Source organism: Pedobacter sp. GR22-10 (genome assembly GCF_026239715.1).
GTDB lineage: Bacteria > Bacteroidota > Bacteroidia > Sphingobacteriales > Sphingobacteriaceae > Pedobacter.
This window is the reverse complement of record NZ_JAPIVR010000001.1, coordinates 97,471-111,394: the sequence shown is the minus strand read 5'-3', so window position 1 is coordinate 111,394 and position 13,924 is coordinate 97,471. Positions and strand designations below refer to the sequence as shown.

Here is a 13,924-nt window from a genome sequence, read left to right as displayed (position 1 = left end):
GCATTACATATCAATTTAGTAAACGATGCCATCGCTGCACGTCGCTATAAAATGCTATCTAAACTAATCATGGCCCAGTATTCTTTGTAAAATCCAGCATCCTTCTTCTTAATTAGACGCTTCACGTTTTTAATTAATTTTTCCAGTAGATTTTATTTCTAACCTAACATTAATTATATGCCTGTTTATCATAAATTGGGGCAGATACCCGCAAAACGCCATACGGTTTTCCGCAAACCTGATGGAAACCTCTATGCCGAAGAATTGGTTTCTACAGAAGGTTTTTCGAGTTTATATTCGCTTGTTTATCATGCCCATCCACCAACCATGGTGAAGCATTTGGGCGAACCTTACAGCGTTGAGCCTAAAATTGCCAGAGAAAAACACCTGAAACACACCAGCTTAATTGGTTTTAACATTCAACCGGAAGACGACTACCTGAAAAGCAGGAAGCCGGTTTTAGTGAATAGTGATTTACATATTGTTTTGGCGGCACCCAGGAAATCCATGACCGATTATTTTTATAAAAACAGTCAGGCGGATGAAATGATCTTCATCCACGAGGGTTCCGGAAAACTTAAAACAGGCTTCGGGGAGATTAAGTTTGGCTATGGCGATTACCTGATTATCCCGAGAGGAACCATTTATCAAATGGAGTTTGACCAGGAGCAGAACAGGTTGTTTATCGTAGAAAGCTTCAGCCCATTACGCCCGCCTAAACGTTATTTAAATCAATACGGGCAGTTGATGGAACATTCGCCTTATTGCGAACGCGATTTACGTTTACCTGAAAACCTGCAAACACATGATGAATATGGTGATTTCAAAGTGCTTATTAAAAAACAAGGATTAATTTATCCCTATACCTATGGCACGCATCCTTTCGATTATATCGGATGGGATGGCTACCATTATCCATATGCCTTCTCCATTCATGATTTTGAACCGATAACCGGACGTTTACATCAGCCACCACCTGTACACCAAACCTTTGAGGGGCATAATTTCGTTGTTTGTTCTTTCGTACCGCGTAAATATGATTATCACCCTGATTCGATTCCTGCGCCCTATAACCATAGCAACGTTGATAGTGATGAAGTGTTGTATTATGTGGATGGCGATTTTATGAGCCGTAAAAGCGTGGTTAAAGGTCAAATTACCTTACATCCGGGAGGAATTCCTCATGGCCCTCATCCAGGCACAGTAGAAAAATCAATCGGTAAAGAAAAAACTGATGAACTGGCTGTGATGATTGATCCTTTTAAACCGCTGATGCTGACAGAAGAAGCCATTGCAATAGAAGATGAAAATTACCACAAAAGCTGGCAGGAAGGGTAGGTTGAGTTTGGAGTTGAGCGCTTGGAGTCGAAAGTCTTAAGTCCGAAGTCGGGATAATGAGATATCCAACATATTCGAAATATTATAATATTAAAAAACATTACAACAACATCAAAATGGAAACACAGACATTTGCAGAAAAGATCGCTAAGGCACCAGATTTTCTGCCTATTAACGGAACAGATTATATTGAATTTTATGTAGGCAATGCCAAACAGGCCGCGCATTATTACAAAACCGCATTTGGCTTTCAGAGTTTGGCTTATGCCGGTCCGGAAACAGGCATACGTGACCGCGCCTCTTATGTTTTACAACAGGGAAAAATCAGGTTAATTTTAACTACTGCATTAAAATCAGATCATCCGATTTCTGAACATGTAAAAAAACACGGAGATGGTGTTAAAGTACTGGCCCTTTGGGTAGATGATGCCTACAGTGCATTTGAAGAAACGACAAAACGCGGTGCTAAGCCTTATATGGAGCCTAAAACACTAACAGATGATCAAGGTGAATTAAAAATGAGCGGGATTTATACCTATGGCGAAACCATCCACATGTTCATTGAAAGAAAAAATTACAAAGGTACTTTTATGCCGGGTTACCGCGTTTGGGAAAGCGATTATCAACCTGCTGATGCCGGCCTTTTATATATTGACCATTGTGTAGGTAACGTGGGCTGGAACAGGATGAACGAGGCTGTACAATGGTACGAAGATGTGATGGGATTTGTAAATATCCTTTCCTTTGATGATAAACAAATCAACACGGAATATTCTGCATTGATGAGTAAGGTAATGAGCAATGGAAATGGTTTCTCAAAATTCCCGATTAATGAGCCCGCTGAAGGTAAAAAGAAATCGCAGATAGAAGAATATTTAGAGTATTATGAAGGCGAAGGCGTTCAGCATATTGCTGTGGCCACCAAAGATATTGTAAAAACTGTTAAAGAATTAAAATCACGTGGCGTGGAATTTTTAAGTGCCCCACCGGAAGCTTATTATGATATGATGCCACAACGGGTGGGCAAAATAGATGAAGAAATTGCTTTATTGGAAAGCCTGGGGATTTTGGTTGACTGTGATGAAGAAGGTTATTTACTACAGATCTTCACCAAACCTGTTGAAGACAGGCCTACCTTATTTTTTGAAATTATTCAGCGTAAGGGCGCACAAAGCTTTGGTGCAGGAAATTTTAAGGCTTTATTTGAGTCATTAGAGCGTGAACAGGAATTAAGGGGTAATTTATAAATAGTAAAATCACTTCTTCACTAAAACTTCATAAATGAAGTGCACCTTTGATATAACAAAACACCAGAAGCGATTTCCGTTTTGTTAAATTCTAAAAACTTCATAATTAGTTTTTTAGTTTTCCGGTTACCCTTATCTGATACCTCATGTATTGCAAAATACATGAGGTTTTTTATTTTTATTCAGCATTCTCTTTCAACATTTCAAATAAATCTTCAGGACCGCCATCAAATTTAGTTTCATTTACATAAAATGATGGCGTTCCATTTACCCCGCTTCTCACACCGCTCTCAAAATCATCTTCCACTTTTTGCTTTACCGCTTCAGTATTTATATCCTCATCAAATTGCTCAATGTCTAAGCCAATGGTCTCTGCAAGTTCCTGAAAGAGTTCATCATTTAAACGGTACTGGTTATCATAGATGGCATCGTGCATTTCCCAGAATTTACCCTGAAGTGCTGCTGCTTCTGCAGCCAAAGCTGCCTGAAATGCAAACGCATGAGATTCCTGTAGCGGAAAGTGCCTGAACACAAACCGGATCTGATCACCAAAAGCCTGCTGAATTTCTTTTATAATCGGATAAGCGTGGGCACAATGCGGACATTGATAATCGCCAAATTCCACGATGGTAATTGCTGCTGAATCAGAGCCTTCGGAATGATCGCTGCTTCCTATTGCTGGTTTTAATGTGCTCATGATATATTATTTTTGTTCTAAACTTTCCAAAGCATCCAGTATGCCATCAGCGCCAGGGTTCACTGCTGTTGGTGATAAATAACTCCAGGCAATTTTTCCTTCCTTATCAATAACAAAAAGTGCCCGCTTACTCTCTCCTACTTCATCATCATATACGCCATAAGCTTTTGAAACTTCCCCTTTAGGCTCAAAATCTGCCAGAAGCGGAAAATGTAATTTTCTATCTTTCTGAAAAGCATTATGGCACCAGGTGCTATCTACTGATATCCCGATCATCTGCGCATCATGTTTACTGAAATATTTCAGCATTTCATTATATAAGGCCATCTGGTCGCCACATACCGGACTCCAGTCGGCAGGGTAAAAAGCCAGGATCACATTTTTACCTTTGAAATCGTTCAGCTTAATTTTCTGATCCGGTGTGGCATTCAATTCAAAATCTGGTGCTACTTTTCCTTTTTCGAGTATCATTTTATATTTTTTTATTCCGGACTATAATACTTCGCCCAAATGTTTGTAATTAGATTTTATGGTATCAAATACCTCACTCATTTTACCGCCAAGCATTAATTTGGTCATGGAAATGGTCATTCCCTTTACTTGCTCCCATTCTATTTTTGGTGGCATTGCTAAAGCATTCGGGTTGGTCATGATATTCAATAAAACGGGACCATCTTCAGCAAAGGCATTGGCGATGGCAACTTCTACATCGTCAGGCTGGTTAATCGTAATGCCTTTAAAACCCATGGCCTGTGCCACCAAAGCAAAATCAGGATTAATCATGTCCGTTTCATTATCAGGCAAACCATCAACTTCCATTTCGAGCTTCACCATGCCTAAGGCACGATTATTAAAAACGATAATTTTAATAGGTAGAGTATATTGTTTAATGGTGGCCAGATCACCCAGCAGCATTGATAAACCACCATCTCCGCAAAGTGCGATTACTTGTCTTTCAGGATGCGCAAGTGCAGCCCCTATCGCCATGGGCATGGCATTGGCCATTGAACCATGGTTAAAAGATCCCAGCATTTTCCTTTGACCTGTGCCATCTATAAACCTGGCGCCCCAAACGCAGCACATCCCGGTATCTACCGTATAAATTGCATCCTGATCGCTTAACCGGTTGATGGTATCTGCTACAAATTCAGGTTGAATTTTATTTTCCTCTCCGCGGTCTTTCACATAGCTCAGTTGATTTTCTTTTACTTTTCCGTAAAACTCCAGTTGTGCTTTTAAGAAACTATCATCAGTTTTAGTGGAAATTAATGGCAGCAGGGCAGCTATTGAATCTTTGATATCACCGCACAAACCCATGTGCAGTTTTGCCCTTCTGCCTATTCTCTCCGGACTTTCATCAATCTGAATGATTTTATTTTTTTCAGGCATAAAATTCTGGTAAGGGAAATCCGTTCCAAGCAGTAACACTACATCCGACTCATGCATACTATGGTATGCAGATGGCTGACCAAGTAAGCCGGTCATGCCAATTTCGTAAGGATTGTTGTATTGGATGCCCATTTTTCCACGGAAGGAAAAACCTACCGGGGCCTTCAGTTTTTCGGCCAGTGCAACAACTTCATCATGCGCTTCAGCCGCGCCGATACCACAGTAAATGGTGATTTTTTTACCTTCATTTAAACAATTAGCCAGTAAGTGAAGATCGCTGTCTTGGGGCCTGATGACAGGTCTGCTTTTAAAAAGCTGCATAGATGTTTCACTTTCTACCGCGTCCATTTTGGCAACATCACCTGGTAAACCAAATACAGCTACACCTTTTTGATGAACAGCATGTTGAATAGCAGCCTGAAACATTCTGGGTACCTGCGCAGCAGTTGTAGCAATCTGGTTATAAGAACTGCAATCGTCAAATAATTTAGTGGTATTGGTTTCCTGGAAATAATCCATACCAAACTGCCCGGTATCAATGGTAGAAGCGATGGCGATCACCGGAACATGAGATTTATGTGCATCGTACAAACCATTAATCAGGTGAACGTGCCCGGGTCCGCAGCTTCCCGCACAGCAGGCCAATCCATCCAGTTCCGCTTCAGCAGCGGCAGCGAAGGCACCCACTTCTTCATTGCGAACATGAATCCATTTGATTTTTCCGTTTCGGCGTACAGCATCATTAAAATAATTCAAGCTATCGCCTGTAACCGCATAAACTCTTTTTACGCCAGCCTCCACAAGCATTTCTACCAGTTGTTCTGCAACATTTTTAGCCATATAGTTATTCTTAAAGTGGAGGTTATTATCCTCTATTAAATATGATTACTATTTATACTTTAAAAATGAGGCTATTGTTTGCATGGATTTACAATGTTTTGTAATTTTTGATCTGGTTGAGTTAAAAAAAACTAACCTATTTTTTGCCTTTTGATGAGATAAGCCTGAAGTACAGGATAAAAACCTGCTTTTATATCGGCATCTATCAGGTCAATTTTGTATTGCGCGCACTTTAAGGCAATTTGCTGTCTGTATGTTATTATGGCGTCCTTATAATTATCCTTTACCTGATTGGTATGCACTTTAATGGTATCACCTGTTTCCATATCAATAAACTGATGCGGGCGGTTCTCAAATTCAAAGTTGACTTCTTTAGACTGATCCACTACATTGAAAACCACAATTTCATGCTTATTGAATTTGAGGTGCTGCAATGCATCAAAAAACTGATCGGTTTGTTCAGGGCTGCTTTGGGTGTTGAATAAATCACTAAAAATAACCACCAGAGACCGTTTGTGGATGAGGTCTGCCACCTGGTGAAGCGATTCACTTAAATTCGTTCTTGCATTCACCTTTGGCGTGTTTAATAATTCTTCAAGCTTGGTAAACAAGAATTTCTGATGAACCGTTGTTGATTTAGCAGGGGTATTTAATAAGATTTCATCTGAAAAAAGGCTTAGTCCAAAGGCATCTCTTTGCTTTTTGAGCAGGTACATGAGTGCTGCAGCTGCCTGAATGGAAAAAGTAAGCTTATTGTTTTGGGCTTCAGGGAAATACATGGATGAAGAAACATCCACTACCAACTGACAGCGAAGATTGGTTTCTTCTTCGAAACGCTTGCTATACAGCTTATCTGTTTTGGCGTATAATTTCCAATCAATGTTTTTAACATTATCACCATTATTGTACTGACGGTGTTCGGCAAATTCTACAGAAAAACCATGAAACGGACTTTTATGTAATCCAGTGATAAAACCTTCTACTACCTGGCTCGCCAGCAATTCCAGGTTTCCAAAACTGGTTTCTTGTTCATCATTTACGGCCTGCATATCGTAAAGCTAATAAAAAGATTTTATGAAATGATGGCCCGTTTGTTACACCCCGAAACAGATATTAACATATTGGCTGGTGAAACACCAGCCAATATGTTAATATACTTGCTATTTTGCAGCTATTTTATAAAGTTTTCCATTATCGGTTACGGCATATAAAGCACCGTCTTTTTCTACTAAATCTCTGAAACGCTCGCCTTTTCCTTCCAGCAGTCTTTCTTCTCCAACAATTTTATTGTCTTTAATTACCAGACGGATAATATGCGAGCCACTCAATGCACCAACAAATAAATTACCTTTCCATGCCGGAATTTTATCACTGTTATAAAAAGCAATCGAGCCCGGCGAAATTACCGGATTCCAGTAATAAACTGGTTGTTCCATACCTTCTTTTTGCTGAATACCATCACCTACAGCTTTGCCACTGTATTCAATTCCATATGTAATTACCGGCCAGCCATAATTTTTACCCTGCCTGATTAAATTAATTTCATCACCACCGCGAGGGCCAAACTCAGCCTCCCATAAATCGCCGGTTTGCGGATTAATTGCCAGTCCGTCAGGGTTCCGAAGTCCGTAAGCGTAAATCTCTGGTTTGGCGCCCGCTTTACCGGCAAAGGGCCCGTTCGGCACAGGTTTACCTTCAGGTGTTAAATGCAGAATTTTTCCGAGTGAGGAATTTAACTGTTGCGCCTGAACCCTGATTTCTTTATCTGATCGTTCTCCGGTACTTACAAAAAGATTTCCATCTTTATCAAAAACGATTCTTGAACCGTACTGAAGTTTCCCGGTATGTGCAGGTGTAGCCCGGTAAATAATTTTCTGATTTTCTATTTTTGTTTCGCTTGCAGATAATTTCCCCTTCGCAATGGCCAATAAAGAGCCTTTAGCCTGAGGTTCGGCGAAAGCCCAGTAAACCATCCTGTTTTTTGCAAAGTCAGGATCTAAAGTGACATCCAGTAAACCACCCTGACCCGAGGCATCAACCTTCGGCAAGCCTTCAATTTTCTTTAACAGCTTTCCATCAGCCCCTAAGATAACCATCGATCCCTGTTTCTGGGTGATTAAAAATTCACCATTTGGAAGAACGGCTATTCCCCACGGATTTTCTAATTTTTCATTGATGATTGAAACAGACAAAGGCGTTTCTGTTTTTATTCCGGCAATCCTGGTTTGTCCGGTAAAAGCTGGCTTATAATCTGCGGTAGGCTTCTCCGTTTCCACTGGATTTTGAGCGAAAGCACAGGCCGTATTTAGGCAGTTTAAGGCGAAGCCTGCTATGATAATCCCTACTGTTTTGCTGTTGAATAGATTGACAGACATGATTCTATATTTTTATTAAATAAACAAAAAAATACCGCAATAAAAAACCCGAATACCTTAAAATGGTTTCGGGTTTTAAATATGTTACACGCAGTGCGGATAAAATAGTTAGTATCCAGGATCAAGACCTAAATTATTAGACCTGTATACCTACAACCTTCCTATGCCAATTGCTTGTTCAGTTTATCTGCTAATACAGATTTTGGAACTGCACCAACTTGTTTATCTACGATCTGACCGTTTTTGAAATATAATAAGGCCGGAATGTTACGGATACCAAACTGCATTGAAATTTGAGGGTTGTTATCAACATTTACTTTTCCAACTATTGCCTTGCCATCGTATTCTTTAGCGATTTCTTCTACAACAGGACCAACCATGCGACAAGGGCCACACCATTCTGCCCAAAAATCTACTAATACGGGTTTATCTGATTTTAATACAAGCTCCTCAAAGTTTGCATCTGTGATTTCTAATGCCATAATTATTTTTTTTATGTTCAAATATATGTATTCAATTGCAATGCCAACTACTCTGTAATGTCAATTTGACATTATTTTGGTAAAGCGTGGGGCGGTTGGCGTGGGGCATTCGTAATTGAAAATGCCTTGCGCTAAACACTAACCGCTAGTTCAGCTTGTAATTAACAACATTAAGCCCCAGTAATTGTTCTAGAAACTTATTGTTAGGGTTTATTTTTAAATTTTTGGAAGATAGATCCAGCATAATCTGTTTTTCACTATCGAAAACAGCGAAATTAAGCTGGCAGTTCTGCTGATCAGAATTTGCCTTATTGTCTGCTAAGATCAGTTCAATTTCCTTCATCAGTTCATCATTAACCCGCTCAATCGGCACTTGTATGGTTAAACTTTTGGTAAGCTTATCCCTTAATTCTGACATCAGGTTAATGGCTGTGATTTTAAACTCCCAGTCGCCTGCCTTTCCAAATCTTTCACCCACCCTGCCTCTGATTTGAAGGAAATATCCTTCTGTTAAAAAGGATTTAAATTTGAGAAAATCTTCGCCGAACAAAGCCATTTCACAGGCATCTTCATAATCTTCAAATACAAATGTGCCAAAGGGTTTGCCGGTTTTGGTTATCCGCTGAGAAGCCGCCACCACTAATCCACCCACGCAAAGTTCGCGGTTTTGCAGCTTTGAAAATTCAGCCAAAATCTCTTCATTGGTATCACCCATTCTCACCTTATTGATGATGCTCAACTGCCTGACACCATGCGTACAGAATCTATCCAGTTCCAGTTTGTAATTATCCAGAGGATGCCCCGAAAGGAAAATTCCGATGGCATCTTTTTCATATTTCAACCTGTCCATGAGTGCCCATTCCGGTGAAACAGGTAATGAAGGCTCCAGAATCAGATCTGCTTTTGATCCGCCAAATAACGATCCCTGCGAGGTATTTTCATTATTCTGAAAATCATTGGCAAACTTGATAATTTTTTCAATGCCATTCATTTTATCATTAGGTCCGATGTAAAAGTATTGCGCACGGTGCCCGCCAAAGGCATCAAAAGCACCGCTATACACAAAACTTTCGTAAGCCTTTTTATTCACGATGCGGGTATTAGACCGTTTGGCAAAATCATAAACGGATGCATAGGCCCCGTTCGAAATCCTTTCTTCGATAATACTCTCCACAGCCTTCTCTCCTACACCTTTCACTGCCGACATTCCAAAACGCACTTCACCTCTGCCATTTACGGAAAATTTAAGGTCAGACTCATTCACATCAGGCCCTAATACCACTACTCCCATCTGGCGACATTCTTCCATAAAAAATGCTACTTGTTTAATATCGCTCATGTTGTTGGAAAGCACCGCAGCCATATATTCTGCCGGGTAATGGGCTTTTAAATAAGCCGTTTGATAGGCAATCCAGGCATAACAAGTGGAGTGTGATTTATTAAAGGCATAAGAGGCGAATGCTTCCCAATCTTTCCAGATTTTTTCTAAAGTTGCCGCATTGTGGCCCTTTTCTGCCGCCTGCTTTACAAATTTAGGTTTCATCTTATCCAGAACATCCTTTTGCTTTTTACCCATTGCCTTCCGCAGAACGTCGGCTTCACCTTTGGTAAAACCAGCCAGTTTTTGCGATAAAAGCATCACCTGCTCCTGGTATACGGTAATCCCGTAGGTTTCTTTTAAATATTCTTCACAGGCATCTAAATCGTATTGAATTTCTTCTTCTCCATTTTTACGCCGAACAAAACTTGGAATATATTCCATTGGACCAGGACGGTATAATGCATTCATGGCAATTAAATCGTCGAAAACGGTCGGCTTCAGTTCCTTCATGTACTTTTGCATACCCGGACTCTCGTACTGGAAAATACCAATGGTTTCACCGCGCTGGAAAAGTTCATAAGTCATCACATCATCAATCGGAAAATTATCCGGATTAAGATCAATGCCATGCCTTTTCTTCACCAGTTTAACGGTATCTTTAATCAGGGTTAATGTTTTTAACCCCAGGAAGTCCATTTTTAATAAACCGGCACTTTCTACTACAGAGTTATCAAACTGGGTAACATATAAATCAGAATCCTTTGCTGTAGCTACCGGAACGAAATTGGTGATATCGCTTGGCGTGATGATTACTCCACAGGCGTGAATCCCGGTATTTCGCAATGAGCCTTCTAAAACCTGTGCCTGTTGAATGGTTTCGGCACTTAGGTCTTTTAGAAGTCCCATTGCCTTCAACTCCTGAACACGTTCATATTCATCAGGTCGTAAAGCATCCTTTAAACTCTTTTCGTCGAGATTAAAGATTTTAGCGAGCTTCATATTCGGAATCAGCTTCGCAATTTTATCGGCCTCAAACAGTGGCAAATCTAATACCCTGGCCGTATCACGAATAGATGACTTAGCCGCCATGGTACCATAAGTGATGATTTGCGCAACCTGGCTGGAACCGTATTTATTAATTACGTATTCCATTACACGACCACGCCCCTCGTCATCAAAATCGATATCAATATCGGGCATGGAAACCCGGTCTGGATTCAGGAAACGCTCAAAAAGCAGATCATATTTAATCGGATCGATATTCGTAATCCATAAGCAATAAGCCACTACAGAGCCTGCTGCCGAACCACGCCCGGGTCCAACTGACACATCTCTTCGGCGTGCTTCAGCAATAAAATCCTGTACAATCAGGAAGTAACCCGGATAACCTGTTTTCTCAATGGTAGCCAGCTCAAAATCTAAACGCTCAATAATTGGCGGTGTAAGTTCTCCATATCTGATTTTCGCGCCTTCATAAGTAAGGTGCCTTAAAAACTTATTCTCACCACGTTTTCCACCGTCTTCCTCATCTTCCGCGACTAAAAATTGTTCGGGGATATCAAATTTTGGCAGTAATACCTCCCGGGCAAGCTTGTAAGTTTCAATCTTATCAACAATTTCCTGTATGTTCAAAATGGCTTCAGGTAAATCGGCAAAAAGCGCTTTCATCTCCTCGCCCGATTTAAAATAGTATTCCTGGTTAGGTAAGCCATAACGGTAACCACGTCCACGACCAATTGGTGTAGCCTGCTTTTCACCATCCTTTACACACAATAAAATATCATGCGCATTCGCATCCTTTTTATTGATATAATAGGTATTATTGGTGGCTACAAGCTTAACATCATGTTTTTTAGCCAGTGAAATTAAAGATGCATTTACCCGATCTTCATCTTCCTGACTGTGGCGCATCACCTCAATATAAAAATCATCTCCGAACTGTGCTTTCCACCACAGCAAAGCTTCCTCTGCCTGGTTTTCACCCATGTTTAAGATTTTATTTGAAATTTCGCCAGACAGATTTCCGGAAAGTACAATGATATTATCTTTATATTGCTCAATTACCTCCCTGTCAATTCTGGGCACATAATAAAATCCCTTGGTATAAGCAATGGATGACATTTTAGCCAGGTTGTGGTATCCTGCTTTATTTTTAGCCAACAGCACCATTTGGTAGCCATTGTCTTTTGTGGTTCGGTCTAAGTGGTTGTTACATACGAAAAACTCTACACCAACAATTGGTGTCATCACCACTTCTGTTGGTCTTTCTCCGGCTTCTATAGCAGCAGCGTTTTTGGCCTCGGCAGCTTTATTATGATTTAAAACATGGTTTACAAAATGAAAGGCTCCCATCATATTGGCATGATCGGTCATGGCTACTGCAGGCATTTTCAACGATGCTGCCGCCTTAATCAATGCCGGAATACTGATGGTACTTTGTAAAACAGAAAACTGGGTGTGATTGTGCAGGTGTACAAAATTCGCCGAAGCCAGTTCCTGCTTATTCTGTTCAAGTTCCTGCCTGGATACCCCACCACCCTCTGCTTTCTGCAGGCGCTTGCGAATTTCATCAGAAGCCGATTTTAAATTCACATGCGGAATCCCAAAGCTTGGGATAGACGCCGGATTTATTTCCCTGAAACGTGGAAAATATTCTGCATCAACCAGTAATTCTTCCTTTTTAAAAACTTCTTTCTTGATCAGTTCCAGAAAACAACGTGTTGTTGCTTCCACATCGGCAGTGGCATTGTGTGCCTCATTAAAAGGTACGCCAAATAAATAGGAATGCAGTTCGGTTAAGGTTGGCAGTTTAAATTTACCCCCCCTTCCCCCTGGTAACTTCAATAATTCGGCAGTTACTTCCGTACAGGTATCCAGTACGGGCATTTCGGCCATGCGGTTTTCCATACCAAAACGGTAAAATTCGCAGCCCATAATGTTGATATCGAAACCAACATTCTGCCCGACTATGAATTTTGATTTAGCAAGGACAGCATTAAATTTTTCCAGTACTTCTGCTAAAGTAATTCCTTGTTCATCGGCCAGTTCAGTAGAAATTCCGTGAATACGCTCGGCATCATAAGGGATGTTAAAACCCTCTGGCTTAACCAGGTAATCCTGATGCTCCACCATCCTCCCCATTTCATCGTGCAATTGCCAGGCAATCTGAATACAACGCGGCCAGTTATCGGTATCGGTAATGGGCGCATTGTAATTGCGTGGCAAACCTGTGGTTTCTGTATCAAAAATTAAGTACATATGGTATGGTCAAGAATTAACCGTTCGGGAATCATAACGGTTTTTCAAAAATAGGAAATTTGAATGCGGATGTTGTCAGCAAATTATCAACAAACCACTCCATTTTGAAACGACTAAGATAATCAACTACATCATTTAACATGATATAAAACGAAATTTCAGTTAAAAAACATTACTTTTTGTAAAAATTTATTTCAAGAAAAAAACTTCATTGCCATGATGAAAACTATTTTAGCTATATTATTTCTTTCTGCGCCCTTCTCCGGTCTGTTTGCGCAGAAGCAATTTAATCTGGAATTGAAGAAGCAACTGGATACCATTCTGCAACTTGATCAGGGGATCAGGGAATTTGGTGATACAGAAACCACGGAAATAAGAAAAGATACACTTGCAGCAATGTTTAAATACCCGAAGAAAACCCTGACTGAAAACCTATGGAAGGTCATGAATGAAATAGATTCTGTTAATTTAATCAAAATAGAGGCCATAATATCAAAATACGGTTACCCGGGAAAAAGCATGGTGGGTGAACCGACTAATACAGCCGCTTTTTTTGTCATCCAACATAGCCCTAACCTTATTCCAAAATATTATCCACTTATTGAAAAAGCTGGAAAAGCAGGTGAGTTACCATTTAAATACACGGCAATGATGTTAGATAGAAAGTTAAGTAACGAAGGGAAAGAACAACTTTATGGCACACAGATATATGGTGTAAAAATTCTGAATAAAATAACCGGCAAGAAGGATTTCTTTCGGTATGTAGTCCCGATTAAAGATACCAAAAACGTGAACAAAAGACGCAAAAAAGCAGGTTTTGATACCACTGTTGAAGAGAATACCAAAAGATTTGGCTTTAGTTATAAAGCCTATACGCTGGAAGAAATAAAAAAAATAACGAAACAAACGCCATAGGTTTATTAAAACAGGAACGGTTTATCCATGTAAAGTTTCCAATAAGGATTTTTTAACCTTAT

The 13,924-nt window shown here is 40.1% G+C and carries 10 protein-coding genes; 3 read left to right on the top strand and 7 right to left on the bottom strand.

What is annotated here, in order from left to right; all coding sequences use genetic code 11:
* Nucleotides 1-177: 177 nt before the first annotated feature.
* Both OQX64_RS00430 and hppD read left to right on the top strand, forming a co-directional pair.
* Nucleotides 178-1,338 carry a homogentisate 1,2-dioxygenase gene (locus OQX64_RS00430; RefSeq protein WP_265817020.1) on the top strand — a complete coding sequence of 387 codons (1,161 nt, stop codon included), beginning with the start codon at nucleotides 178-180 and terminating at the stop codon, nucleotides 1,336-1,338.
* Nucleotides 1,339-1,454: 116 nt separating this feature from the next.
* Nucleotides 1,455-2,585, top strand: coding sequence for a 4-hydroxyphenylpyruvate dioxygenase (gene hppD / locus OQX64_RS00425; protein WP_265817019.1), 1,131 nt, complete (start codon nucleotides 1,455-1,457; stop codon nucleotides 2,583-2,585).
* Nucleotides 2,586-2,763: 178 nt separating this feature from the next.
* On the opposite strand, the gene OQX64_RS00420 is transcribed toward hppD, so the two are convergent.
* The 7 genes from OQX64_RS00420 to dnaE form a co-directional block, all read right to left on the bottom strand.
* Nucleotides 2,764-3,282, bottom strand: a complete 519-nt coding sequence (locus tag OQX64_RS00420) for a DsbA family protein (RefSeq protein ID WP_265817018.1) — start codon at nucleotides 3,280-3,282, stop codon at nucleotides 2,764-2,766.
* A 6-nt stretch (nucleotides 3,283-3,288) separates the two neighbouring features.
* Nucleotides 3,289-3,753 (bottom strand): redoxin domain-containing protein, encoded by a 465-nt coding sequence (locus OQX64_RS00415; RefSeq protein WP_172406479.1) that lies wholly within the window; start codon nucleotides 3,751-3,753, stop codon nucleotides 3,289-3,291.
* Nucleotides 3,754-3,774: 21 nt separating this feature from the next.
* A complete protein-coding gene (locus tag OQX64_RS00410; protein ID WP_265817016.1) occupies nucleotides 3,775-5,511 on the bottom strand; it encodes a thiamine pyrophosphate-dependent enzyme in 1,737 nt (578 codons plus the stop codon).
* A 131-nt stretch (nucleotides 5,512-5,642) separates the two neighbouring features.
* Nucleotides 5,643-6,560 (bottom strand): DUF58 domain-containing protein, encoded by a 918-nt coding sequence (locus OQX64_RS00405; RefSeq protein ID WP_265817015.1) that lies wholly within the window; start codon nucleotides 6,558-6,560, stop codon nucleotides 5,643-5,645.
* A 111-nt stretch (nucleotides 6,561-6,671) separates the two neighbouring features.
* Entirely contained in the window at nucleotides 6,672-7,886 is a 1,215-nt protein-coding gene (locus OQX64_RS00400; RefSeq protein ID WP_265817014.1) for a PQQ-dependent sugar dehydrogenase, read from the bottom strand.
* 161 nt (nucleotides 7,887-8,047) lie between these two features.
* Complete coding sequence (gene trxA, locus OQX64_RS00395) at nucleotides 8,048-8,368, bottom strand: thioredoxin (protein ID WP_088300922.1); 321 nt, start codon at nucleotides 8,366-8,368, stop codon at nucleotides 8,048-8,050.
* Between the two features lie 145 nt (nucleotides 8,369-8,513).
* Nucleotides 8,514-12,947: a DNA polymerase III subunit alpha gene (gene dnaE, locus OQX64_RS00390; protein ID WP_265817013.1), complete on the bottom strand. Its 4,434-nt coding sequence runs from the start codon at nucleotides 12,945-12,947 to the stop codon at nucleotides 8,514-8,516.
* Between the two features lie 216 nt (nucleotides 12,948-13,163).
* Here dnaE and OQX64_RS00385 point away from each other — a divergent pair, with 216 nt between their 5' ends.
* A complete protein-coding gene (locus OQX64_RS00385; protein ID WP_265817012.1) occupies nucleotides 13,164-13,862 on the top strand; it encodes a DUF6624 domain-containing protein in 699 nt (232 codons plus the stop codon).
* The last annotated feature ends 62 nt before the right edge of the window (nucleotides 13,863-13,924 follow it).

Bases quoted from the DNA above. Each gene is read 5' to 3' on its own strand.
- OQX64_RS00405 (WP_265817015.1), bottom strand. From the start codon at position 6,560: ATGCAGGCCGTAAATGATGAACAAGAAACCAGTTTTGGAAACCTGGAA.
- OQX64_RS00415 (WP_172406479.1), bottom strand. From the start codon at position 3,753: ATGATACTCGAAAAAGGAAAAGTAGCACCAGATTTTGAATTGAATGCC.
- OQX64_RS00400 (WP_265817014.1), bottom strand. From the start codon at position 7,886: ATGTCTGTCAATCTATTCAACAGCAAAACAGTAGGGATTATCATAGCA.
- OQX64_RS00430 (WP_265817020.1), top strand. From the start codon at position 178: ATGCCTGTTTATCATAAATTGGGGCAGATACCCGCAAAACGCCATACG.
- trxA (WP_088300922.1), bottom strand. From the start codon at position 8,368: ATGGCATTAGAAATCACAGATGCAAACTTTGAGGAGCTTGTATTAAAA.
- dnaE (WP_265817013.1), bottom strand. From the start codon at position 12,947: ATGTACTTAATTTTTGATACAGAAACCACAGGTTTGCCACGCAATTAC.
- OQX64_RS00410 (WP_265817016.1), bottom strand. From the start codon at position 5,511: ATGGCTAAAAATGTTGCAGAACAACTGGTAGAAATGCTTGTGGAGGCT.
- OQX64_RS00420 (WP_265817018.1), bottom strand. From the start codon at position 3,282: ATGAGCACATTAAAACCAGCAATAGGAAGCAGCGATCATTCCGAAGGC.
- OQX64_RS00385 (WP_265817012.1), top strand. From the start codon at position 13,164: ATGATGAAAACTATTTTAGCTATATTATTTCTTTCTGCGCCCTTCTCC.
- hppD (WP_265817019.1), top strand. From the start codon at position 1,455: ATGGAAACACAGACATTTGCAGAAAAGATCGCTAAGGCACCAGATTTT.